At 61.5% G+C, this 23,767-nt stretch carries 23 protein-coding genes; 14 read left to right on the top strand and 9 right to left on the bottom strand.

The features are described 5' to 3' along the window. Positions 1–141: 141 nt before the first annotated feature. Together AB8B31_RS20580 and AB8B31_RS20575 are read right to left on the bottom strand one after the other, a co-directional pair. Positions 142–2,685: an ABC transporter permease gene (locus AB8B31_RS20580; protein ID WP_028733553.1), complete on the bottom strand. Its 2,544-nt coding sequence runs from the start codon at positions 2,683–2,685 to the stop codon at positions 142–144. Further along, complete coding sequence (locus AB8B31_RS20575) at positions 2,682–3,389, bottom strand: ABC transporter ATP-binding protein (RefSeq protein ID WP_018243962.1); 708 nt, start codon at positions 3,387–3,389, stop codon at positions 2,682–2,684. Before AB8B31_RS20575 ends, AB8B31_RS20580 begins: the two co-directional genes overlap by 4 nt. Positions 3,390–3,461: 72 nt before the next feature. Between AB8B31_RS20575 and AB8B31_RS20570 the strand changes: the two genes are divergently transcribed. Further along, on the top strand, positions 3,462–4,106 hold the full coding sequence (locus tag AB8B31_RS20570; RefSeq protein ID WP_018243961.1) for an arylesterase: 645 nt from the start codon (positions 3,462–3,464) through the stop codon (positions 4,104–4,106). 68 nt (positions 4,107–4,174) lie between these two features. After that, the gene (gene thpR, locus AB8B31_RS20565) at positions 4,175–4,768 is read left to right on the top strand and encodes an RNA 2',3'-cyclic phosphodiesterase (protein ID WP_018448244.1); all 594 of its coding nucleotides are present in this window, start codon (positions 4,175–4,177) and stop codon (positions 4,766–4,768) included. Here thpR and AB8B31_RS20560 read toward each other — a convergent pair. Next, entirely contained in the window at positions 4,675–5,175 is a 501-nt protein-coding gene (locus AB8B31_RS20560) for a low molecular weight protein-tyrosine-phosphatase (protein ID WP_028733552.1), read from the bottom strand. The genes thpR and AB8B31_RS20560 overlap by 94 nt on opposite strands. A 34-nt stretch (positions 5,176–5,209) precedes the next feature. Here AB8B31_RS20560 and AB8B31_RS20555 point away from each other — a divergent pair, with 34 nt between their 5' ends. Together AB8B31_RS20555 and AB8B31_RS20550 are read left to right on the top strand one after the other, a co-directional pair. Further along, positions 5,210–5,515 (top strand): 4a-hydroxytetrahydrobiopterin dehydratase, encoded by a 306-nt coding sequence (locus AB8B31_RS20555; RefSeq protein ID WP_028733551.1) that lies wholly within the window; start codon positions 5,210–5,212, stop codon positions 5,513–5,515. An 80-nt stretch (positions 5,516–5,595) separates the two neighbouring features. Continuing rightward, positions 5,596–5,988, top strand: a complete 393-nt coding sequence (locus AB8B31_RS20550; protein ID WP_012759347.1) for a YkvA family protein — start codon at positions 5,596–5,598, stop codon at positions 5,986–5,988. Positions 5,989–6,076: 88 nt separating this feature from the next. Here AB8B31_RS20550 and AB8B31_RS20545 read toward each other — a convergent pair whose 3' ends face one another. Further along, positions 6,077–6,637 (bottom strand): sigma-70 family RNA polymerase sigma factor, encoded by a 561-nt coding sequence (locus AB8B31_RS20545; protein WP_028733550.1) that lies wholly within the window; start codon positions 6,635–6,637, stop codon positions 6,077–6,079. A gap of 336 nt (positions 6,638–6,973) precedes the next feature. Here AB8B31_RS20545 and AB8B31_RS20540 point away from each other — a divergent pair, with 336 nt between their 5' ends. The 5 genes from AB8B31_RS20540 (at position 6,974) to AB8B31_RS20520 (ending at position 11,902) form a co-directional block, all read left to right on the top strand. Next, positions 6,974–7,483 (top strand): invasion associated locus B family protein, encoded by a 510-nt coding sequence (locus AB8B31_RS20540; RefSeq protein ID WP_018243956.1) that lies wholly within the window; start codon positions 6,974–6,976, stop codon positions 7,481–7,483. A gap of 352 nt (positions 7,484–7,835) precedes the next feature. Beyond that, complete coding sequence (gene rlmN / locus AB8B31_RS20535; protein WP_018243955.1) at positions 7,836–9,062, top strand: 23S rRNA (adenine(2503)-C(2))-methyltransferase RlmN; 1,227 nt, start codon at positions 7,836–7,838, stop codon at positions 9,060–9,062. Positions 9,063–9,155: 93 nt separating this feature from the next. After that, positions 9,156–10,109 carry an ABC transporter substrate-binding protein gene (locus AB8B31_RS20530; RefSeq protein WP_018243954.1) on the top strand — a complete coding sequence of 318 codons (954 nt, stop codon included), beginning with the start codon at positions 9,156–9,158 and terminating at the stop codon, positions 10,107–10,109. Positions 10,110–10,232: 123 nt separating this feature from the next. After that, a complete protein-coding gene (locus tag AB8B31_RS20525) occupies positions 10,233–11,111 on the top strand; it encodes an ABC transporter permease (protein ID WP_017989717.1) in 879 nt (292 codons plus the stop codon). After that, a complete protein-coding gene (locus tag AB8B31_RS20520) occupies positions 11,108–11,902 on the top strand; it encodes an ABC transporter ATP-binding protein (protein ID WP_018448239.1) in 795 nt (264 codons plus the stop codon). Before AB8B31_RS20525 ends, AB8B31_RS20520 begins: the two co-directional genes overlap by 4 nt. 109 nt (positions 11,903–12,011) lie before the next feature. On the opposite strand, the gene AB8B31_RS20515 is transcribed toward AB8B31_RS20520, so the two are convergent. Both AB8B31_RS20515 and AB8B31_RS20510 read right to left on the bottom strand, forming a co-directional pair. Beyond that, on the bottom strand, positions 12,012–12,653 hold the full coding sequence (locus AB8B31_RS20515; protein ID WP_017995428.1) for a LysE family translocator: 642 nt from the start codon (positions 12,651–12,653) through the stop codon (positions 12,012–12,014). An 84-nt stretch (positions 12,654–12,737) separates the two neighbouring features. After that, positions 12,738–13,589, bottom strand: coding sequence for an SDR family NAD(P)-dependent oxidoreductase (locus tag AB8B31_RS20510; protein WP_018448238.1), 852 nt, complete (start codon positions 13,587–13,589; stop codon positions 12,738–12,740). Positions 13,590–13,766: 177 nt separating this feature from the next. On the opposite strand from AB8B31_RS20510, the gene AB8B31_RS20505 reads away from it, so the two are divergent. Next, the gene (locus tag AB8B31_RS20505) at positions 13,767–14,990 is read left to right on the top strand and encodes an argininosuccinate synthase (protein WP_028733549.1); all 1,224 of its coding nucleotides are present in this window, start codon (positions 13,767–13,769) and stop codon (positions 14,988–14,990) included. A gap of 71 nt (positions 14,991–15,061) precedes the next feature. On the opposite strand, the gene AB8B31_RS20500 is transcribed toward AB8B31_RS20505, so the two are convergent. Together AB8B31_RS20500 and AB8B31_RS20495 are read right to left on the bottom strand one after the other, a co-directional pair. Beyond that, positions 15,062–16,273 carry an adenylosuccinate synthetase gene (locus AB8B31_RS20500; RefSeq protein WP_028733548.1) on the bottom strand — a complete coding sequence of 404 codons (1,212 nt, stop codon included), beginning with the start codon at positions 16,271–16,273 and terminating at the stop codon, positions 15,062–15,064. 58 nt (positions 16,274–16,331) lie between these two features. Continuing rightward, positions 16,332–17,234: a VWA domain-containing protein gene (locus AB8B31_RS20495; RefSeq protein ID WP_028733547.1), complete on the bottom strand. Its 903-nt coding sequence runs from the start codon at positions 17,232–17,234 to the stop codon at positions 16,332–16,334. 171 nt (positions 17,235–17,405) lie between these two features. Between AB8B31_RS20495 and AB8B31_RS20490 the strand changes: the two genes are divergently transcribed. Both AB8B31_RS20490 and AB8B31_RS20485 read left to right on the top strand, forming a co-directional pair. Further along, positions 17,406–18,074, top strand: coding sequence for an NUDIX hydrolase (locus AB8B31_RS20490; protein WP_028733546.1), 669 nt, complete (start codon positions 17,406–17,408; stop codon positions 18,072–18,074). Between the two features lie 168 nt (positions 18,075–18,242). Beyond that, complete coding sequence (locus AB8B31_RS20485) at positions 18,243–18,884, top strand: LysE family translocator (protein WP_024320406.1); 642 nt, start codon at positions 18,243–18,245, stop codon at positions 18,882–18,884. 103 nt (positions 18,885–18,987) lie between these two features. Here AB8B31_RS20485 and AB8B31_RS20480 read toward each other — a convergent pair whose 3' ends face one another. Further along, entirely contained in the window at positions 18,988–19,419 is a 432-nt protein-coding gene (locus AB8B31_RS20480) for a hypothetical protein (RefSeq protein ID WP_028733545.1), read from the bottom strand. Between the two features lie 227 nt (positions 19,420–19,646). On the opposite strand from AB8B31_RS20480, the gene AB8B31_RS20475 reads away from it, so the two are divergent. Together AB8B31_RS20475 and typA are read left to right on the top strand one after the other, a co-directional pair. Continuing rightward, positions 19,647–21,734, top strand: coding sequence for a M3 family metallopeptidase (locus tag AB8B31_RS20475; protein ID WP_028733544.1), 2,088 nt, complete (start codon positions 19,647–19,649; stop codon positions 21,732–21,734). A 157-nt stretch (positions 21,735–21,891) separates the two neighbouring features. Beyond that, positions 21,892–23,712, top strand: coding sequence for a translational GTPase TypA (typA, locus tag AB8B31_RS20470; RefSeq protein ID WP_028733543.1), 1,821 nt, complete (start codon positions 21,892–21,894; stop codon positions 23,710–23,712). Positions 23,713–23,767 lie beyond the last annotated feature (55 nt).

Genomic DNA, 23,767 nt, shown 5'->3' with positions numbered 1-23,767 from the left:
GGTTTTCGACCCGGGCGCCGCTGCGGAGCTCCAGCATGCCTGCGAACAATATGAGGCTTTCGCCCATTGCAAACAAGAGGCTTGCAAAGCCTCGGCCGGTTAAATCGCCGTAAGGTGAAGGGTTTGAGTGCCGCTGCCCGGTCAGAGCTCGCGCAAAACGGGGGCCGCCTTCTGCCCAAGGATGCGCCAGGTGCCGATAAGGCCGATGCCGACGGTGAGGACGAGCGCGGTCACAAGCGTCAGTCCCGCCACGTCGGGCAGAAATGTCGAGGGCAGACGCATGATGCGGGCGACGATGAACCAGGCGGCAACGCCGCCGGCGATCAGCGCGAAGATTGCGGTCGCAAGCCCGAGGATCAGATATTCGTAGCTGAAGGCGCGGATCAGCATGGCGCGCGTGGCTCCGAGCGTCTTCAGCACCACCGCGTCGTGGGTGCGCGCCCGGTTTCCGGCGGCAAGCGCGCCGGCAAGGACGAGGATCGAGGCGATGAGGGCGACGGAGGCTGCGGCGCGGATCGCGGTCGCAAGCTGTGCGACCAGCTGGTTGACGATATCGATCGCGTCCTTGACGCGCACACTGGTGATCGTCGGATAGGTGTTGGTGACGGATTTCAGGATCGCCGCATCTTCGGCCGGTGTCGAAGAGGGATCGGTCAGCGTCGCGAGCCACGCATGCGGGGCGCCGCGGAAGGTATTCGGCGAGAAGACCATGACGAAATTGATCGACAGCGATTCCCACTCGACGCGGCGCAGATTGGCTATCTTCGCCGTAATGTTGCGGCCGAGCACGTTGACGGTGACCTTATCGCCTATCTTGAGGCCGAGCTCATGCGCCTCTTCCGAGGAGAAGGAGACGAGTGGCTCGCCGCTGTAATCCTTGTCCCACCATTTGCCTTCGGTGAGGGCGGCGTTCTCCGGCAGGGTTTCGGCATAGGTGATGCCGCGATCGCCGTTCAGCACCCAGCGGCCGGCCGCCGGCACGTTCATCTTGGTGACATCCTCGCCGTTGAAGGCGATGATCCGGCCGCGCAGCATCGGCACTTCGACGAGCTTGCCCTGCGGCGCTTGGCCCTGGACGAGATCGCGGAATGCATCGACCTCGGCGCTCTGGATATCGACGAAGAAGAAGTTCGGCGCACCCTCGTTCATACGGCCGGTTAGCTGCTGGCGCAGGTTCCCGTCGATCAGGGTGAGCGTCACCAGCAATGCCAGGCCAAGGCCGAGCGAGAGCACGACCGAGGGGGTCAGTGCGCCGGGGCGGTGGATGTTGCCGATCGCAAGCCGCAGTGCCGGCGAATTGACGCGCGGGCTGCGGCGCGCGAGCCAGGCAATCAGGGCGGCGACCAGGCGCAGGACGACGAAGGCAAAAACGATCGCGCCGACGAAGACGACGGCGATGAAGCGGTCATAGGCGGTGAGGATGGCAAGCCCGGCAAGGGCGGCCATGAACAGGGCGGCAAGCAGGATGTAGGGCCAGGAGGGCAGGTGGCGGGCCTCGAAGCCCTGTTCGCGAAAAAGGGCCGTCGCCGGCACTTCGCGGGCGTGGCCGAGCGGCAGGATGGCGAAGGCGAGCGTCGTCAGGATGCCGAAGAGCGTGGCGAGCAGCAGGGCGCCGGGGTAGAGGGTCGGCGTCGTGGAGACCGGCAGGAATTGCGCCAGGAATTGCGCGGCAAACATCGGCGACAGGGCGCCGATGACGAGGCCGATCAGGATGCCGCCGAGAGCGATGATGGCGATCTGGAAGAGATAGATCAGAACGACGACCTGCGCCGGTGCACCGAGACATTTGAAAGTGGCGATGGTGGTGCGTTTGGAATCGAGGAAGGCGCGCACCGCATTGGCGACACCGACACCGCCGACGATCAGCGCGGTGAGGCCGACCAGCGTCAGGAACTGCGAGAAGCGGGTGATGTTTTCGGTGAGCGAGGGCGCGGCGCGGTCGCTGGTGCGGATCGCCCAGCCGGCGGAGGGGAATTCCTTCGAGGCGCGCGCCTGGATGCCCGACATCGCGGCCTTGTCTTCCAGCCGGATCTTGTAGGCGTGTTCGACCAGGCTTCCCGTCTGGATCAGCCCGGAGGCTAGAAGCGCCTGGCGGCTGACGAGCAGACGCGGCGCAAAGCCAAAACCTTCCGACAGCGCATCCGGTTCGGTTTTCACCGTGCCGGTGATGCTGAGCTTGACGTTGCCGAGCAGCAATTCGTCGCCGACCGCAAGCCCGAGCCGATCGAGAAGCAGCGGGGCTGCGACCGCACCATAGGTGCCGCCTTGGCCCGAAAGCAGTGCTGCAAGCGGATAGTCCGGTTCGGCCACGAACTTGCCGTAGAGCGGGTAGGCGTCATCGACGGCCTTGACCTCGACCAGTGCCTGATCGGAACCGTCGGGCTTGCGGGCCATCGAGCGCAGGCCTGTTGACACCGAAACGGTGCCGAGGCCTTCGAGGAAAGCTTTTTCCTGAGGTGTGGCTTCGCGGTTGTTGAGTTCGAAACGGACGTCGCCGGCCAGCAGTTCCTGCCCCTGCGAGGCGATCGTGTCGGTGATCGACTGCGAAACGGAATTGACGGCGGCGATGGCGCCCGTGCCGAGCGCGATGCAGGCAAGAAAGATGTAGAAGCCGCGGATGCCGCCGCGCAGCTCGCGCAGCGCCAGGCGAAAAGCGAGCGAGACGCGTGGCGTGATGATCCTCATGCGATCGCCGCTTCGCTGCGGTGGGCGGCACTGTCACCTTCGATCCTGCCGGAGCGGACGCGAATTTGGCGCGAGCATCGGTTTGCAAGCGAGACGTCGTGGGTGACGAGAAGCAGGGTCATGCCGCGTTCGGCCTGCTTGGAGAACAGAAGGTCGGCGATCTGGCGGCCGGTCTCGGTATCGAGATTGCCGGTCGGCTCATCGGCGATCAGCAGGGCCGGCGACGGGGCGAGCGCTCTGGCGATGGCCACGCGCTGCTGTTCACCGCCGGAAAGCTGACCGGGATAGTGGCTCAGCCGTTCGCCGAGGCCGACCGATTTCAGCTCGCGATGAGCGATCTCGAAGGCGTTGCTGACATTGGCGAGCTCGAGCGGCACGGCGACGTTTTCCAGCGCCGTCATGTTGGCGATCAGGTGGAAGGACTGGAAGACGATGCCGATGTTGCGGCCGCGGAAATCGGCGACCTGGTCCTCACTGAGGCTATGGAGCGGCGTATCGTTGATGTTGATCTCACCGCTGTCGAGTTTCTCCAGCCCGGCAAGCACCATCAGCAGGGTGGATTTGCCGGAACCGGAAGGGCCGACGATGCCGACGGATTCACCGGCAGCAATATCGAGATCGATGCCCTTCAGCACATGGACGGAGGCGGCTGCGCTGCCAAGGGTCAGATCGGCGCCCTTCAACTCGATAATGGTTTTTGCCAACAGAAATCGCCCTATATAAGTCCGTAATCGAATGGCCGCATAACGGCACCTCGCCAATCTAGGGAAGCCAGCATGAGATTTAAAGTTGCCGCCCTTCAATTCACCGTCATTGCCGTCTCGCTGATCTTTGCCACTGCAGCCGATGCCCGGACGATCAATCTCGTCGGTTTCGGGGACAGTTTGATGGCGGGCTATCAGCTGCCGCCCGGCGATGGCTTTCCGGAAAAGCTGCAGGCGGCCCTGAAGGCGAAGGGGCTCGACGTCACCATTGCCAATGCCGGGGTCTCCGGCGACACGACGACAGCAGGCCTTGCGCGCATCGACTGGTCGGTGCCCGACGGCACCGATGGGGTCATTCTCGAGCTTGGCGCCAATGATGCGTTGCGCGGCATCCCGCCAGAGGAGAGCGAGAAGAATCTCGATCAAATGATTACCCGGCTAAAGGAGCGTGGGATTGGCGTGCTGCTCGCCGGTATCATAGCGCCGCCAAACATGGGGGCGGATTATGCCGCACGATTCAACCCGATCTATCAGAAACTCTCGGAAAAACATAAGCTTCCACTCTATGCCTTCTTCCTCGACGGCGTCGCGCTGGAGGCGGACTTGAAGCTCGAAGACGGCATGCATCCAAATGCGAGAGGTGTCGACGTCATGGTCGAAAAGATGGAGCCTGCTGTCACAAATTTCGTCGAAACGATTTCTTCTGTGAAGAAATAGGGGCTTGCGCGGTTGTTGATTGCGTGATTCCGTGTGAGCACCTGCAAAAGATTCGGGGAGTGCTCGTGATGCCGAGACTGTTTACCGCCCTCGAAATTCCGCGCAATGCGGCGATGAGTCTTTCATTGCTGCGCGGTGGCCTCCCCGGAGCACGATGGATCGATGTGGAGAATTACCACATCACCCTGCGCTTCATCGGTGATGTCGACGGCCGCACGGCCGATGAAATCGTTGAACGCCTCGACCGGATCGACCGGCCGGAATTCCAGTTCCGGCTCGAAGGCATCGGTTCCTTCGGATCGAAGAAACCGCATTCGGTCTGGGCCGGCGTCTCGCAATCGCCAGAAATGTATGCCCTGCAAGGCGAGATCGAGCGCATCTGCCAGCGTATCGGCCTGCCGCCGGATCCCCGCAAATTCATGCCGCATGTGACGCTGGCGCGGCTCAAATCCTCGCGGCTCGACGATGTCGTGCAATATCTGGCGGGGCGCGGCAACTTCCACACCACAACCTTCACCGCACCGCGCTTCGTGCTGCTTTCGTCGCGCGAATCGGTTGGTGGTGGGCCTTACCTGACCGAGGAAGTGTTCCCGCTGCACGAGGCGCGCTCGACGCCTAGCGTTTCGAGCAGGCTGCAGCAGCCGGTCAAGAGCCTGGTGTAGACCAGTTCGAAACCGCCCGGGCCGCCATAATAGGGATCGGGAATATCCTCTCCCGTTCCCAGCGCCGTGTCACCGAAAAGGTGGATATTCGCCCCATGCGGCGCGCTCTTTTCGAGCGCCGCCAGGTTGTCGCGGTCCATGGCGAGGATCAGATCGAAATCCTTGAAATCCCTCGGTTGGACGCGGCGGGCGCGCTGTCTCGATATGTCGATGCCGTGGCCTTTCGCGATGGCGATCGAACGCCGGTCGGGCGGCTCGCCTTCATGCCAGCCACCGGTGCCGGCGGAATCGATCGTAAAATCGCCGGTCAACCCCGCCTCGGCGACGAGATGGCCAAAAATTCCCTCCGCGAGCGGAGAACGGCATATATTGCCCATGCAAACGAAGAGGATGCTGATGCGTTTCATCGGTAACCTGTTTGACAGATGAGAGGACCATGGCATGAAAATGGAAAAACTGGAACGGACGGCGGCCGAGGCGCAACTGACCGAGCTTTCGGGCTGGGTGCTCAATGATGCGGCTTCTTCGATATCGAAGACGTTCAAGTTCGCAAATTTCGTCGAGGCTTTCGGCTTCATGGCGCAGGCAGCACTTGCGGCCGAGAAGCTCAACCACCATCCCGAATGGTTCAACGTCTATTCCAGGGTAGATGTGACGCTGAACACGCATGATGCCGGCGGGCTGACGGAACTGGATTTCAAGCTCGCCAAAGCAATGGAGAAGGCTGCGGCGCGACGTGTCGTTTGAATATGGGGCCGATTGAAAGGGGCCGATTGAAAGACTGGGCGCCGTCACCATATGTTCGCATGGACAAAAGGGATGCAGGGATGGACGAGGTCAAATTCGGCGAAATCCTCTTGCCGGGCGACGAGGACACCCAAAGCCGGCGCGAGAAGACCGTCAGGCAGAAATTCTGGCCGACGTTCCGACGGGCGGTGCGACAGATCCCGTTCTCGCGCGATGTGGTCGCCGGTTTCTATTGCGCGCTCGATCCGCAGACGCCGACAAAGGTGCGCGGCGTGCTGCTCGCGGCACTCGCCTATTTTGTCATGCCGATCGACATGATCCCGGATATTTTCGCCGTCATCGGCTTTTCCGACGACATTGCCGTGCTCTCGGCCGCCTTCGCCATGGTGCGCGGCCATATCCGGCCGGGCCACTACGAAGCAGCCGACCGCGTTCTCGCCGACCGGCCGGAAGAAGCGATGAAGACGATTTAAAGCGCGTCGAATCGAGCCGGGATGTGACACGCTTGTTTCATGCGTGTCGTCATCTCAAAACCGCTGCGCCCGTCTGGGCGACATTGCATCAGGCGATTTCGCGTTCCAGCACCTTGCGGAGCTTGCCGAAGGCAAGCCGGATGCGCGACTTCACCGTGCCGAGCGGCAGCCCGGTCGATTCGGCGATCTCCGAATGCGATTGACCGAGGAAGAAGGCGGCGCGCAGCATGTCGCGCTGTTCCTCCGGCAGTTGACCGACGGCGGCGCGTATCTTGGCGTCGCGATCGTCATTGGCGATGAGTTCTTCCGCGCCGATATCGGCCGGCGGCTGCAGGGCCGGATCAGTCTCATCGAAGATGCGGGTATTGGCGCGGCGTTGCATGTCGATGCGGCGATTGCGGGCAATGCGGAAAAGCCAGGTCGAAAGTGAAGATCGCGTGGCATCATAGAGGTCTGCCTTGTGCCAGAGCACGATCATGATCTCCTGGACCAGTTCCTCGGCCTCGCCTGATGTCATCCTCTGGCGCATCAGCCAGGCCTTCAGGCGGGGTGCGAAATAGTCGAACAGGATGGAAAAGGCCTGCTGGTCGCGATCGTTCGCGACGGCCTTCGCGAGGGCAGCGAAACGCTGTCTTTCCTCGGCATCCATATCCCCTCACCAGCCCCCTGCGGCAACAATTTCGTCCCGGATTTCCAAGTCTTAATGAGGTACAACGGATTTGGGAAAGGTCAAACTCTTGCCTGAATCTTTGTGTCTTAAATTCAGCCGAACGGACGATCAGTGCCATTGGGGCACGGTGTCGCGGTCGATACCGTCAAAGGGGCGAAAATTGACACTCGAGCTGAAATGACACAGGCAGATACAAATCGCAGCTATTGTTGACCATTTGGTAACCTGAATTAAGTCAAAATAAAGCAGATCGTGATTATGCGGCGCCCGCTATGATCGCTTCGGGCCTTGAATCGCAAGAACCGGCAGGAATCCATGTTTGTAAAAAGTATCGTATCCGCTCTCGCACTCACCCTTGTTATGGCCGGAGTTGCGGAAGCGCAGCAGGCCGCGCCGAACCGCATCCAGCAGTTCCAGGCATGGGGCGCCTACTCCTACAAGTCGGGCAGCAGCACCGTCTGCTACGTGCTGTCCGTTCCGACGGCAAAGCAGCCGGCAAGCGTCGACCACGGCGACAATTTCTTCATCGTCTCGCAGCGTCCGGGCCAGAACATTTCCTACGAGCCGCAGGCGATGATGGGTTACACGGTCAAGGAAAATTCGAAGATCAACGTCGTCATCGACAACAAGACCTTCGTGATGTTCACCAAGGACAAGGCTGGCTGGGTCGAGAATGCTGCCCAGGAGCCGGCCCTCGTCGCGGCGATGAAGACCGGTCATTCGATGACGGTAAATGCCGTTTCGCGCAAGGGCACGGGCACCTCCTACAGCTATTCGCTCTCGGGCATCTCGGCTGCCCTGAAGCAGATCGAAACCTGCAAGTAGGCGGTCCTTCCGGCCGCAGAATTTCAAGGGCCGGCCTTGCGCCGGCTCTTGTCGTTTCCATCTAAGGCGCGAGGCGGTCTTTCAGATCCGCCTGCCGCGCTTTAGGAGTTTGGTTTGAGCGTGCCGTAATTGCAAAACCGCCGCGTGTTTTTGCGCGACATGCTTGATAGTGACGCGCGGGCAAAATGATGGTAAAGCCGACGCCAACAGCGGACAGATCGCGATACCAGTCGCCGTTCCGCCATTCAATTTCTGCCGATGTGCCGTCATGCGCCCGCAAGTCTTCCGGCTTACCCCCTGAAGCGCGCGGGCTCGCAGAGCCGGCACATGTTCGAATTCGGGATAAATGCCTATGTCCGTCATGGATGCGATCGTTGTCACCAAGCCGCAGGCGCGCACGTCCGCCAACATCGAGAAACCCTCGTTGATCGGCCTGTCGCGTGAGGAGATGGGGGCGGCACTCCGGGAAAAGGGTGTGGCCGAGAAGCAGATCAAGATGCGCGTCTCGCAGCTCTGGAACTGGATCTATGTGCGCGGCGTCTCCGACTTCGACCATATGACGAATGTCGCCAAGGACATGCGGGAGATGCTGAAGCAGCATTTCACCATCGCACGTCCCGAGATCGTCGAGGAGCAGGTCTCCAACGACGGCACGCGCAAATGGCTGCTGCGCTTCCCGCCGCGGGGCGCCGGGCGTCCCGTCGAGATCGAGGCCGTCTACATTCCGGAAGAGGGCCGCGGCACGCTCTGTATCTCAAGCCAGGTCGGCTGCACGCTCACCTGTTCCTTCTGTCATACCGGGACGCAGCGTCTGGTGCGCAACCTGACGGCGGAGGAAATTCTTTCGCAGCTGCTGCTTGCCCGCGACCGGCTTGGCGATTTCCCGGACCGCGAAGCGCCGCAGGGTACGATCATGCCTGCCGAGGGCCGCAAGGTCAGCAACATCGTCATGATGGGCATGGGTGAGCCGCTTTATAACTTCGATGCCGTCAAGCAGGCATTGCTGATCGCCACGGATGGTGACGGCCTGTCGCTGTCCCGGCGCCGCGTGACGCTTTCCACCTCCGGTGTCGTGCCGGAGATCTTCCGCACCGGCGAGGAAATCGGCGTCATGCTGGCGATTTCGCTGCATGCGGTGCGCGACGATCTGCGCGACATTCTCGTGCCGATCAACAAGAAGTACCCGCTGAAGGAACTGATCGAGGCCTGCCGGACCTATCCGGGCCTTTCGAACGCGCGGCGCATCACCTTCGAATATGTGATGCTGAAAGATGTCAATGACAGCCTGGAAGACGCCAAGGGGCTGATCAAGCTCCTGAAGGGGGTGCCGGCGAAGATCAACCTCATTCCGTTCAATCCCTGGCCCGGCACCAATTACCAGTGTTCCGACTGGGAGCAGATCGAGAAGTTCGCCGATTTCATCAATTCGGCGGGTTATGCCTCGCCGATCCGCACGCCGCGCGGCCGCGACATTCTTGCCGCCTGCGGCCAGCTGAAATCGGAATCCGAACGCATGCGCAAGACCGAACGTCTGGCCTTCGAGGCGATGATGATCGCCAATCACGGCGCCGACGACTGATCAGCAAGTTTGATCCTCGCTACAATTCTCCGCGATTGATTTCAGGGGGTGCTTTTCCTAAAAGTGGCGCCAAAATCATTCAGGAGGATCCCCATGCGCCCGATTTTGCTCGCTCTTGCCGCCAGTTTGGCCCTTTCCCTGCCCGCAAAGGCCGATGACGTCACCGTCGCCGTGACGGCGATCGTCGAACATCCGGCGCTGGATGCGGCGCGCAAGGGCGTTCTCGATGCGCTGACGGCCGCCGGCTATAAAGAGGGCGAGAACCTGAAATTCGTCTTCGAGTCGGCGCAGGGCAATCCGGCGACGGCAGCCCAGATTGCCCGCCAGTTCGCCGGCGACGAGCCCAATGTCATCGTGCCGATTTCGACGCCCTCGGCCCAGGCCGTCGTCTCCTCGACGCGTGACATTCCCGTCGTCTTCACGGCCGTCTCCGATCCGCTTGGCGCCCAACTCGTCAAGAACATGGACAAGCCCGGCGGCAATGTCACCGGCCTCTCCGATATGTCGCCGGTCGCCGAGCACATAGCGCTGATCAAGGAAATCCTGCCTGATGTGAAAACCATCGGCTATCTCTACAATTCCGGCGAGGCGAATTCCGTTTCGCTGCTCGCCGTGCTGAAGGCTGAAGCCGAAAAGGCTGGCCTGAAGGTGGTCGAATCGGCCGCCACCAAGTCGGCCGAGGTCCAGGGTGCGGCACGCGCGCTCGTCGGCCGCGCCGATGCGATCTACATTCCAACCGACAACACGATCATCTCCGCGCTCGAAGGCGCCGTCGCGGTTGCCGAGGAGAGCAAGCTGCCACTCTTTACCGCTGACACGGATTCGGTTTCGCGCGGTTCGATCGCCGCCCTCGGCTTCAACTATTATGATGTCGGCAAGCAGACCGGCGACATCGTCGTGCGCGTGCTGAAGGGTGAGAACCCGGGCGACATCGCGGTCAAGACCGCCGCCGGCAGCGACCTCGTCGTCAACAAGGCGGCGGCCGAGAAAATGGGGGTCACGCTGCCGCAGAGCGTGCTTTCCCGCGCCAACAAGGTCATCGAATAGTCGGCCGGTACGTCTAGCGACTTCGTCGTATTCAGCCGCTCTCGTTTGCACGGGAGCGGTTGTTTGTATTAATAGGCTCCGTTTCGCGACGGGCGGAACGGACATAAAAAGGGGCTGAAAGCCTTGAGCCAAATCGCATTCTGGGGGGCCGTCGAGCTCGGCCTAGTCTATTCTTTCGTCGCTCTCGGCGTCTATCTCGCCTTTCGAGTTCTGGACTTTCCCGACCTGACGGTCGATGGCTCCTTTCCGCTTGGTGCGGCGGTGACGGCCGTGCTGATCATTGCCGGCGTCAACGCCTGGCTCGCGGCTCTGATCGCCATGGCGGCAGGTGCCGCTGCGGGCATGGTGACGGCGCTGCTCAACGTGCGCTTCAAGATCCTCAATTTGCTCGCCTCGATCCTGACGATGATCGCGCTGTTTTCCGTCAATCTGCGCGTGATGGGCAAACCCAATGTCGCCCTCATCAATGCCGACACGATGATCAGCCCGTTCTTCGGCCATGGCCTTCGCGATTTCTACGTGCGGCCGCTCTTCGTCGGTGTTCTGGTCGTCATCGCGCTCATCCTGGTCTGGCGTTTCCTGGAAAGCGATGCGGGGCTGGCAATGCGGGCGACCGGCGCCAATGCAAGGATGGCGCGGGCCCAGGGCGTCGATACCAGCCGGCAGATCTATCTCGGCATGGCGATCTCGAATGCGCTGGTGGCGCTCGGCGGCGCCCTGTTTGCCCAGACGAACGGCTTTGCCGACGTCACCTCAGGCGTCGGCACGATCGTCGTCGGCCTCGCTGCCGTTATCATCGGCGAGACGCTGCTCGGGCGGCGCGGTCTGCTGATCGCGTTGGTCGGCTGTGTGCTCGGCTCGATCCTCTATCGCATCGCGATCCAGCTGGCGCTTTCGAGCGACGTTATCGGTCTGCAGGCGTCCGACCTCAATTTCGTCACCGCCGTGCTGGTGACCGTGGCGCTCATCCTTCCCCGTTTGCGTGGAGGTGCCGCGTCGTGATCAACCTCAAGAACATCAAGGTCGTCTTCGGGCGCGGCACGCCGCTGCAGAAGCAGGCGCTCTCGGGTGTCAGCCTGACGATCGAGGAAGGCTCCTTCGTCACCGTCATCGGCTCGAACGGCGCCGGCAAATCGACGCTGCTCGGCGTGCTCGCCGGCGATGTGCTGGCAAGCGAGGGACAGGTGCTGATCGGCAATGCCGACGTGACCCGCAAGACGACGGCGGCGCGCGCCGGGCTTGTCGCCCGTGTCTTTCAGGACCCGCTGACCGGAAGCTGCGGTGCCTTGTCGATCGAGGAGAACCTGGCGCTTGCGGCGCGGCGCGGCGAGCGGCGCGGGCTTGTTTCGGCGCTTGGCGCAAAACGGCGCGAGCATTTTCGCGAGAGGATCGCCGAGCTCAATCTCGGGCTGGAGAACCGCATGAAGGACCGCATGGACCTGCTTTCCGGCGGCCAGCGGCAGGCGGTCTCGCTTGTCATGGCGACGCTGGCGGGCTCGGAAGTGCTGCTGCTCGACGAACATACGGCGGCGCTTGACCCCGGCATGGCAGAATTCATCATGGGCCTGACCCAGAAAATCGTTTCCGAGCGCAAGCTGACGACGCTGATGGTGACGCATTCGATGCGCCAGGCGCTCGATTATGGCCACCGGACGGTGATGCTGCATGGCGGCGAGATCGTGCTCGATGTCGCCGGCGACAGCCGCAAGACATTGCAGGTCGAGGATCTGATCGCGATGTTCCGCAAGATGCGCGGGCAGACGCTGGATGATGACGCCCTGCTGATCGGTTGACGCCGACAGCGTGCTGATCGGCTAGGCCGACAGCGGGCTGATCGGGTAAACCGACAGCGTGCCGATCGGCTAAGGCCGACGGCGGGCGGACCGACTAAATGTCTGCGGGCTATTTCGCTTGGGTGAGCAGGATCTTCGCGGCGAAGACCGAGAAGACGCCGGCGAAGGTATAGTCCATGCCGCGCAGCACTTTCTTGTTATTCTGCAGCCAGGAGGCCAGCCAGTCGGCGGCAAAGACGACGCTGGCGTTGACCGGCATGCCGATCAGGATGAAGCAGAAGCCGAGAAAGAGCAGCTTTTGGGTGACGGCTGGATCGCCGGCGCTGACGAACTGCGGCAGGAAGGTCATGAAGAAGATGATGACCTTGGGGTTCAGAAGATTGACCCAGAAGCCCGACGAGATGTTCGAAAGTGGCGTGCCCTTCTGCTCCTCGACCTTGGCGACGGTGAGCTTCGAACCGAAGCGGATCGCCTGCACCGCCAGCCAGAGCAGATAGGCGGCACCGCCGGTCTTCAGGATCAGGAAGGCGGTCGGCGAGGCGGTGATCAGCGCCGAAATGCCGAAAGCGACCAGCATGGTGTGGACGACGATGCCGAGGCTGGTGCCGACGACAACGAAGAGGGCCGCCTTCTTGCCCTGGGCCAGCGCGCGGCTGATCGACAGCGTCATGTCGGGGCCTGGGGTCGCCGCAAGCAGCAGCGTCGCGGCGGCAAAGGCGAGAAGGGTCGGCAGGCTGGGCAGGAAATCCATGACACACTCTGAAAGCCGGAAAGGATCTGGGATCTCTTACCCGGCTTTCAGAAAATTACCAATCAAACCTTCTGATGGTGCCGATTACTTCTGGTCGAGGAAGGCCTTGAACTTGTCGGCGAAGTCCTTGTGCCAGCGTGACAGCGGCGGACGATTCTCGATGATATCGCCGGCCGCCCAGGCCATTCGGCGTTCGTCGACCGGACGCGCCACGTCATTGTCGGGGCAGAGAATATAGAAATCGCCGCGTTCGAGGCTTTCGACCATGAAATCGATGGTCTGTTCCGGCGTCCAGGCGGCAGCCGGTTTTTCCGCGCGGTCGCCCTTGGTGAGGCCGGTGAAGACGAAGCCGGGGATCAGAAGATGGGCGGAGATCTTTCCGCCTTCGGTGTTGCGAAGCTCATGCTGCAACGCTTCGGTGAAGACTTTCACACCAGCCTTGGAGATGTTGTAGGCGGGGTTGCCGGGCGGTGTGGTGATGCCCTGCTTGGAGCCGGTGTTGATGATCAGGCCTGGCTCGCCGTGCGACAGCATCTTCGGGCCGAAGGTGCGTGTGCCGTTGATCACACCCATCAGGTTGACGGCGAAGATATGGTCCCAGTTCGCCTGCGGGCTGAAGATCGAGGTTTCCGGGCCGATGCCGGCATTGTTCATCAGCACGTGCACACGGCCGAAACGCTGGAGCACGGCGCGCTCGAGCGCCTCCAGGGATTCTTTGACTGCGACGTCGGTCTCGACCGCCATCACATTTTCCTCGCCGGCAATGGCCTTGAGTTCGTTGGCGGCGTCGGCCAGCCGATCGCCGCCGAGATCGGCGATGGCGACGCTCATGCCGCGTCCGGCGAAATATTTCGCCGCGGCAAGACCGATGCCGGAGGCGCCGCCGGTGATGACGGCAACATTGGACTTCTTGAAAATGTCTTGAATATTCGTCACGGGGCAGCCTCTCCTCGAGCATTTGCGGACGCTGGCGAATATGGGCTCCGCTTTCGCGCTGTCAAACGGTATCGGCACTATCAGCGTCGCACTTGGCCTTGCGTCACGCGCCAATCTCGCTAAAAGTGCCGCGACACCGGGTTTTCGCCGGCCTTTTATGCAACGGACCTCATCATCATGGCATCATACAAAGACGTGAAGAAAGTCGTTCTCGCCTATTCCGGCGGCCTCGACACCTCGATCATCCTGAAGTGGCTGCAGACGGAACTCGGCGCCGAAGTCGTCACCTTCACCGCCGATCTCGGCCAGGGCGAAGAGCTGGAGCCGGCGCGCAAGAAGGCCGAGATGCTCGGTATCAAGGAGATCTATATCGAGGATGTGCGCGAGGAATTCGTGCGCGATTTCGTCTTCCCGATGTTCCGCGCCAATGCCGTTTACGAGGGCGTCTACCTGCTCGGCACCTCGATCGCCCGGCCTCTGATTTCCAAGCACCTGATCGATATTGCCCGCAAGACGGGTGCGGATGCGATTGCCCATGGCGCGACCGGCAAGGGCAACGACCAGGTCCGTTTCGAACTGTCGGCCTATGCCCTGAACCCCGACATCAAGATCATCGCGCCGTGGCGCGACTGGGCGTTCAAGAGCCGCACCGACCTGCTGGCCTTCGCCGAACAGCATCAGATCCCGGTTGCCAAGGACAAGAAGGGTGAGGCGCCGTTCTCCGTCGACGCCAACCTTCTGCATTCCTCTTCCGAGGGCAAGGTTCTCGAGGACCCCTCTCAGGAAGCGCCTGAATATGTGCATATGCGCACCATTTCGCCTGAGGCCGCACCCGACAAGGCGACGACCATCAAGGTCGGCTTCGAGAGAGGTGACGCGGTTTCGATCAATGGCGTGCGCATGAGCCCGGCGACGCTGCTCGCGACGCTCAACAATTACGGCCGTGACAACGGCATCGGCCGTCTCGACCTGGTCGAGAACCGCTTTGTCGGCATGAAGTCGCGCGGCGTCTACGAGACACCAGGCGGCACGATCCTGCTCTCGGCGCATCGCGCCATCGAATCGATCACCCTCGATCGCGGTGCCGCCCATCTCAAGGACGAGATCATGCCGCGCTACGCCGAGCTGATCTATTACGGCTTCTGGTTCTCGCCGGAGCGCGAGATGCTGCAGGCGCTGATCGACAAGAGCCAGGAGCATGTCGAAGGCGAAGTGACCCTGAAGCTCTACAAGGGCAATGTCATGGTCATCGGCCGCGAAAGCGAAAAGTCGCTCTATTCCGACAAGCTCGTCACCTTCGAGGACGATCAGGGCGCCTACGACCAGAAGGATGCGGCCGGCTTCATCAAGCTCAATGCGCTGCGCCTGCGCACGCTCGCCAAGCGCAACCTCGTGAAATAATCACGGTTCACCTTCGAACCGGATATCAGCCCGCCGGCATTGCCGCGCGGGCTCTTTTATTGCTCCGCGATTCACGCGGCGACTGCATCCACATGCAGCCTGACATCACCGCGACGCGGTCCCCAGCTTTCGGCCCAGAGCGGCAAGCCGACAAGATTGGCTATGCGCGATGCCGCTTTGGCAGGGTCTAGCCGCATTCCCTCTCCGTTATCCGTCACGGCAAAGCCATCGTCCGCCTGATCGAGACAAGTCACTGCCAGCCCGGCTTTGACGGCGATACCGCCGCGGTCCAATGCCAGATCGTGTGCAATGGCCTCGCGCAACACGCCGAGATCGAGCGGGGCGAGCCTTAAGGTACCCTGCCACTCGTTTGGCGCATTGGTGGGATCTGCGACATTGATGCCGGGGAGCGCGGAAACTTCGCCCTTGAGGGGCCCTGCGCCATGCCGGGTGGTGTAGCAGCGCGTCGCATATGTTGCGTCCAGCTCTGTGATACCGGCCTCGACGGCGATAGCGAGCATGTTCGCGAGCCCGGTATTCGAACGGGTGACGTGTGGAAAGGCGCCACTATCCTGATCGAGCAGCAAACCTTGGGCGGCCTCGAAGATGATGGTGCCGCGTTCGCACAGCCGTCGGTCGGGCCAGAGCGTGACGCGGTCGAGATAGGCGGCGCAATCGGCCTCGAAGTGGCCGATGGTGATGTCGTCGGCCAGCGCGGTGGCGAGTTCCGCGGGCAAGGCGGTGATGCCCAGCGCGGCAAGCCGGACTGGTACCCAGGCGTCGCGGATGGAGACAAGGCGGGCGCGCAGATCGGGGCGGAACAGATCCTTCGTCGAGAGGGCGAAATCCGGGCGCAGATTGCGCTCGATGGTCTCGCCGAAGCCGAGGCCGCAACTGCCGTGGCGGGCGGTGCCGCGTGCCAGCTCCAAGGCCTGGTTGATGATGACGTCGAACGGCGTCGTTACCAAGGCACGTGGATCGCTGCTGATCTTCGGCGTCACACCAAGCTGGCCGAGGGCCGCCAGCTCGTCGAGCAGCAGCATCGGATGGGCGACGAAGAAACGGCTGAAATGTGTGGCCGCCCCGGCAAAGCTGCCGGAGCCGACATGATGAAAGACATGGCGGGCGCCCGCGGCACCAACCACGGTGTGGCCGGCTTGGGCGCCGCCATTGCTGCGAACCACCACGGCCCCCTGCGTGGCCGCGGCAAGGCAATCGACCATCAGTCCTTTGCCTTCATCGCCATAAAGCGCGCCGATCACGGCCTGTGCTTGGGTACTCATCATGCTGCTCCTCAAGATGGCGCCCAGAGCCATCGCCCCGGGCTTTGGAAGGTCTGGCTTAGAAGAAGGGCAGCAGGCGCCGCTTCGGACGAATGCCGATGGCCTTGGCGACGGCTGCCGCTGCCGCACCGGGCCAGCTGGCGGCCACGTCGCCCGGATCCCGACCCTCGGTGATCTCGATGATCGAAACCACCAGTTCGGCGATGCGTCTGTGATCATCGAGCACGAAAGTGCGGCCGGGTAGCAATGGCTGCCAGCTCTCGAGCACCCGGTCGAGCCTGGTGGCCGCATAGCCCTCGCGGATGACGATGTGGAAGACCTCGTAGGACCTCTGCGCCATCGCAAGGCATTCCCGGGCGCTTAGACCGCGCGGCGGTTCGATGCCGAAGATGCGCGCGATCTGGTGGGCGGCCAGGCCGTTGTGAACCGGTTCGTCGCCAATGGTGAAGAGATAGCCCTTGCGGCCGCGCTTTTCGAAGGCATCGGTCGAGGTCTTGAGGGCCGCCAGAAGGTGGGCGGCGCTGTAGCTCTCGCCATCATTGCCACCGCCGTTGCCTTCCAACCACAAGGCACGGATCTGGCTGGCAAGCGAGATATCGGCCTCGAACTGGGTGGCCTGCAGAGGTGCCACATCGGTAAACGCATCTCCGACCGCTGCCACCATGATATGCGGATCGGACACCGGGCGGCGGTCGTAGATCTCCGATGTCAGGGTGATGAGCCCGCCGCGCATGAGCTCGTGAGCGATCATGCCCATCGAGCCAGTTACATCCGAGGCTAGAATAATCGGGGTCGATTGCGGATTGTAGGCGCTGTCGCGGCTCTCGCGGGTGGAAAAACGCGCCGGATCGAACTGCGGATCGATGCCGGTGGCACCGAATACCTCGGACCGGCTGCGGCCATCCACATGGCGCGCATTGTAGGCGGCCCAGTCGGCCGTGCTGAAACGTCCCATACCCATGGCATCACTCCTTTGCTTAGTGCCTGGCGATCGGCTCCGGTGTCACCCGCCGCCTTTCGTTGATCATGATATAAACTTGCAAAGTGCATTTTGCAAGTTGCTATTTGCAAATTGTTATTTTTGCGGTCGGCCGCTATGAGGGCCAGGACAACACTGGCCGGGAGGATGCTGATGGCAGAGGATGAATTTGCACGGCCGATCGTGACAGTCGACATCGTTTTGCTGACGCTGCACGAAGGACGATTGTGTGTCGCGTTGCTGCCGCGGTCCGCCGAGCCGTTTGCCGGCGTTCCGGCGCTGATTGGCGGCTATGTGCATACGGACGAGGATGTCGATGCGGAGGCAGCCGTGCGGCGCATCCTCAAGGCCAAGGCAGGGCTCGAGGGCATATTCTTCGAACAGCTCGGAACCTTCGCTTCGGCGCGGCGCGACCCCCGCGACTGGTCGGTATCGATTGCGTATTTTGCATTGGTCCCACAGGGAGCACTGGCTGGCGGCACAAGCCCTCTCGAATTGCGGCCGGCCGAGGCGGCAGGCGAACTGCCCTTCGACCACAATGGGATCGTCACCGCCGCGCTGGAGCGGTTGCGCGGCAAGGGCGCATACTCGACCATTCCCGCGAGGCTGCTTCCAGAGGTCTTCACAATGTCGGAACTGCAGGCAATCTATGAAATGGTCATGGGTGAACGGCTGGATCAAAGTGCCTTTCGCCGCAAGATCAACGATCTCGATCTTCTCGAAACGGTCGAGGGCGAAAAGCGGCAGACCGAGCGGGCCCGGCGACCGACGACACTCTATCGGTTGAAGACGCCAGTTGCTGTGTTCGATCGAAGAATTTGAGTGCATCGGCTGCCCCGTTCTAATCGAATGAGTGGCGGACTGCACGGCGAAGCATCCGCTGTGGGAGAGACGTTGCCGCTATGGCATCTCCTTTCGTGGCCACGTAGCCACCCTTGACGGATGGCCGTGATCGCTTAGTCTGCTGTCTTCATCCTCCGGAGCATTTCCATGACGCAGTCTTTGCTCTTCGGCGCCTTCCTGGCGGCGCTCTTCTACGTGCTCATTCCAGGACCTGCCTTCCTGCAGCTCCTCGGCATCGGCGCCGGGCAGGGCCGCAAGGCCGGCGCTTTCTTCATGATGGGGCATCTGGTCGGGGATCTTATCTGGTCGTCGCTGGCGCTGATCGCGATCGTCGGCGCAAAGACGATCGGAACCTTCGTCTTCGACTTGCTCGGCCTTGCCTGCGGTTTCTACCTCGCCTGGATCGGCTGGAGCGCGGTCAATGCCAAGCCGAAAGCGGAAGGGCAGGCGCTTGTTGTGGTCGAGCGGCCGTTTCGTCGTGGTCTGATCTTCGGCGTCACCAATCCGAAGGGTTATCCGGTGGCGCTCGCCACTTTCACCGCGCTGGTTGCAGGCTCGGCCGGCGCGCTTGATTTCGAGGCGTTGCCGGTGCTTCTCGGCGTGTCGTTCGTCGGTTTCGTGACTGCCGACATCATCCTGATCGGCATCATCGGCGCCGGTACGGTGCGGCGCTTCTATCGCGCCCATGAGCGGTTGATCGTGCGCTGCTCCGGCGTGCTTTTCATGGGGTTTGCCGCCCAGGCGCTCTGGCACGCAACGCCCGGCCTGCTCGGCTGGCGCAAGGCCTGATTAAAGCGCGTCGCGCCAAATTTGAAACATGCGACGCGCTTGTCTTTGATTTATCTATGTCGTTATCCGAAATCCGCTCACACTTTTCGGCGTCATGCTCCGATCAGCCATCCAAGAAATTGACGATCGATTTCAGCGTCTGGACCTCGTCAGCATCGCCGATCGACATGGCGACTTGCAACTGGTTTTTGTAATAATCGAGGAAATTGAAGCTGGTGCCGTCGGTGACGCTGGAGAGATCGATGACGTTGCCGAGCGGATCGATCGCGTGCATGGGTAGCGGTTCGGAGATCGCCGCGTAGGTATTCTGATCGATCAGGCCGCTGTCGAAACTCTGGCGTGCGTAATTGCGCAGCTCTCCGGGGCTGACCGCGGTGAAATCCGGGCCTTCGCCAACTTCGTCTTCGATCTGGAACGAGGCCGGGGCGGCAGCTCTGGTCTCGATTTCAATATCAGAGGTCTTCGAACTTTTTGCGTTATTCGGATTGTTTTTAAAAAGCAAACTCTGAGAAGACCGCACAGAAAAAATTTCCATGGCGCATGTCCCCTTACAAGAAGAACATCGGAAAACTAGCGCCTGCGCGTGATTCGCGTCAATCGTTAACGATTGGTTAATTTTCACGTATCAATTGTTGTCCACCAGATTTGACGGACGTCCATCAGATTGGCAGACGGGGCAAAAGGCCCTACCCGGCAACATACCAATTTCACGACGGCTCTCCTATATTGACGATCCATCTGCATGCCAAAAGGAATTCTCCGATGCCTTCTCCACATGATTTCAATCCGGCGCTGGTGACCTGGGACGGTCTTCACGGCCTGCCGCGTTTCGATGCCCTGGATGACGGTGATTTTGCCGCCGCCTTCGAGGCCGCACTTGCCGCGCATGAAAGGGAAATCGACGAAATTGCCGGAAACGGCGATGCGCCGACATTCGCCAATACGGTCGTGGCGCTGGAGATTGCCGGCGACGCACTCTCGCGTGTCTCGGCGCTGTTCTGGAACAAGGCAGGTGCACATACCAATGATGTGATCCAGGCGCTGGAGCGGGAGATCTCGCCGAAGATGTCGCGCCACTATTCGAAGATCGGGATGAATGCAGCACTTTTTGCCCGCATCGACACGCTCTGGGAGAATCGCGAGACGCTTGGCCTGACGCTCGAACAGACACGCGTGCTGGAACGCCACTGGAAAGGTTTCGTCAAATCGGGCGCCAAGCTTGACAAGGCCGAGCAGGAAAAACTCGCCGCGATCAATGAAAAGCTTGCCGGCCTCGGAACGCAATTCGGCCAGAACGTGCTGGCCGACGAGAAAGCCTGGGCACTGGTCCTTTCGGACAGCGCCGAGCTCGAGGGCCTGCCGGAATTCCTTCGTGACGCGATGGCGGCGGCAGCGCGCGAACGCGGCGAAGAGGGCAAATATGCGGTGACGCTGTCACGCTCGATCATCGAGCCCTTCCTCACCTTTTCGGAGCGCCGCGATCTGCGCGAGCAGGCTTTCAAGGCGTGGGTGGCGCGCGGCGAAAATGACGGGGAGACGGATAACCGCGCCGTCATCAGGGAAACGCTGGCGCTGCGCCATCAGGTAGCGACGCTGCTTGGCTACGGCAATTTCGCCGAGCTGAAGCTCGACAACACGATGGCGAAGACGGCGGATGCGGTGAACGGCCTGCTGAGGGCTGTCTGGGCGCGGGCGGTGAAACGCGCCGGCGAGGAGGAGACCGATATCGCGGCACTGATCGCCGAAGAGGGCCGGAACCACGAGGTGATGCCCTGGGACTGGCGCCACTATGCCGAAAAGATCCGCGCACGGAAGTTCGATTTCTCCGAAGCCGAGCTCAAGCCCTATCTGCAGCTCGAGAAGATCATCGAAGCCTGCTTCGACGTGGCCGGCCGGCTGTTCGGCATCCGGGCCGTCGAGAAGAAGGGCGTGGCCGCCTATCACCCTGATGTCAGGGTGTTCGAAATCAGGGACCGCGAGGACAAGCTCGTCGCTCTCTTCCTCGGCGATTATTTCGCCCGCAGTTCGAAACGCTCAGGCGCCTGGATGAGCTCACTGCAATCGCAACACAGGCTGGAGCTGAAGGACGGCCGCCACGGCGAATTGCCGATCATCTATAATGTCTGCAACTTCGCCAAGCCGGCGGAAGGCAAGCCGGCGCTGCTGTCGCTCGATGATGCCCGCACCCTGTTTCATGAATTCGGCCATGCGCTGCATGGCATGCTTTCGAACGTCACCTATCCCTCGGTAGCGGGCACCGGCGTTTCGCGCGATTTCGTCGAGCTGCCGTCGCAGCTCTACGAGCACTGGCTGACGGTGCCCGATATTCTGAAGCGTTATGCCGTACATGTTGAAACCGGCGAGCCGATGCCGCAGGCCCTGCTCGACAAGGTGCTTGCAGCCCGCACCTTCAATGCCGGCTTCAATACGGTCGAGTTCACCTCGTCGGCGCTGGTCGACATGGCGTTTCACACGAGAACGACCGTCGAGGACCCGATGGCGGTGCAAGGTGAGGTGCTGGCCGAGATCGGCATGCCGAAGTCGATCGTCATGCGCCATGCGACGCCGCACTTCCAGCACATCTTTTCCGGCGGGTATTCGGCCGGCTATTACTCCTACATGTGGTCGGAGGTGCTCGACGCCGACGCCTTCGCCGCCTTCGAGGAGACGGGAGACGCCTTCAACGGTGAGATGGCGCGCAAGCTCAAGGACAATATCTATTCCGTCGGCGGTTCGGTCGATCCGGAGGACGCCTACAAGGCCTTCCGCGGCAAACTGCCGAGCCCGGATGCGATGCTCGTCAAAAAAGGACTTTCGACCTTCGAGGAATTGACAGGCAGCGACGCCTAAGACAATTTGATGACATGCGATGATGCGGCGGGGCGACAGCCTTGCCGCAGCTTTTGCGCGTTCCCCCCTTTCGCAAACGCAAAAAAAACTGTATGGACGCCCCAAACTAATAGGCGCGCCCTCTAGAGCGTGCGCCCCAGCTTCAGAGATTTCACATATGGCACTTCGCAATATCGCGATCATCGCGCACGTTGACCATGGCAAAACGACCCTGGTGGATGAGCTTCTCAAGCAGTCCGGCTCGTTCCGCGAAAATCAGCGTGTCGCTGAGCGCGTGATGGACTCGAACGATCTCGAAAAAGAACGCGGCATCACCATTCTCGCCAAGGCGACCTCGGTGGAATGGAAGGGTGTCCGCATCAACATCGTCGACACCCCCGGCCACGCCGACTTCGGTGGTGAAGTCGAGCGCATTCTCTCGATGGTGGATGGCGCGATCGTTCTCGTCGATGCGTCCGAAGGCCCGATGCCGCAGACCAAGTTCGTGGTCGGCAAGGCGCTGAAGGTTGGCCTTCGCCCGATCGTCGCGATCAACAAGATCGACCGTCCGGATGGCCGCCACGAAGAAGTCATCAACGAAGTCTTCGACCTCTTTGCAAACCTCGACGCGACCGACGAGCAGCTCGACTTCCCGATCCTCTACGGTTCGGGCCGCGACGGCTGGATGAACGTCAATCCGGAAGGTCCGAAGGATCAGGGTCTTACGCCGCTTCTCGACCTGGTGCTCAAGCATGTTCCGGAGCCGACCGTCCACGAAGGTCCGTTTACGATGATCGGTACGATCCTCGAAGCCAACCCCTTCCTCGGCCGCATCATCACCGGTCGTATCAATTCCGGTTCCATCAAGCCGAACCAGGCCGTGAAGGTTCTCCACGCCGACGGCAAGACGATCGAAACCGGCCGTATTTCCAAGATCCTCGCCTTCCGCGGCATCGAGCGCACGGCAATCGACGAAGCGCATCAGGGCGATATCATCGCGATCGCCGGCCTTTCCAAGGGCACGGTCGCCGACACCTTCTGCGATCCTTCGATCACAATACCGCTGCCGGCGCAGCCAATCGATCCGCCGACCGTCACCATGTCCTTCATCGTCAACGATAGCCCGCTGGCGGGCACCGAAGGCGACAAGGTGACCTCACGCGTCATCCGCGACCGTCTCTTCAAGGAAGCAGAAGGCAACGTCGCCCTGAAGATCGAAGAAGCCGAAGGCAAGGATTCGTTCTACGTGTCCGGCCGCGGCGAACTTCAGCTCGCCGTTCTGATCGAAACCATGCGTCGCGAAGGCTTCGAGCTTGCCGTGTCGCGTCCGCGTGTCGTGATGCACAAGGATGAAAGCGGCCAGCTTCTTGAGCCGGTCGAGGAAGTCGTCATCGACGTCGACGAAGAACATTCCGGTGTCGTCGTGCAGAAGATGTCCGAGCGCAAGGCCGAAATGGTCGAGCTGCGTCCGTCGGGCGGCAACCGTCTGCGCCTGCGTTTCTACGCACCGACCCGTGGCCTGATTGGCTACCAGTCGGAACTGCTGACGGATACGCGCGGCACGGCGATCATGAACCGCCTGTTCCACGACTACCAGCCCTACAAGGGTGTGATCGGTGGCCGCATCAACGGCGTGCTGCTCGCCAACGCTCCCGGCGAAGCCGTCGCCTATGCGATGTTCAACCTGGAAGATCGCGGCCCGATGATTATCGAGCCGGGCGAAAAGGTCTATGCCGGCATGATCATCGGCATCCATTCGCGCGACAACGACCTTGAAGTCAACGTCCTGAAGGGCAAGCAGCTCACCAACATCCGCGCCGCCGGCAAGGACGAAGCGGTGAAGCTGACGCCGCCGATCCGCATGACGCTTGATCGCGCTCTCTCCTGGATCCAGGATGACGAGCTGATGGAAGTGACACCGAAGAATATTCGTCTGCGCAAGATGTATCTCGACGCAAACGATCGCAAGCGTTTCGAAAAGTCGAAGGCCGCTCTCTGAGAGCCTGGAGCGCGTCGCACTCTTTCAGAAATCCTTAGAAACCCCGGCCTTCACG

It is taken from the genome of Rhizobium sp. 62_C5_N11_2 (assembly GCF_051811185.1).
GTDB lineage: Bacteria > Pseudomonadota > Alphaproteobacteria > Rhizobiales > Rhizobiaceae > Rhizobium > Rhizobium leguminosarum.
The sequence above is the reverse complement of the archived record's forward strand: the minus strand, read 5'-3'. Positions and strand labels throughout refer to the sequence as shown.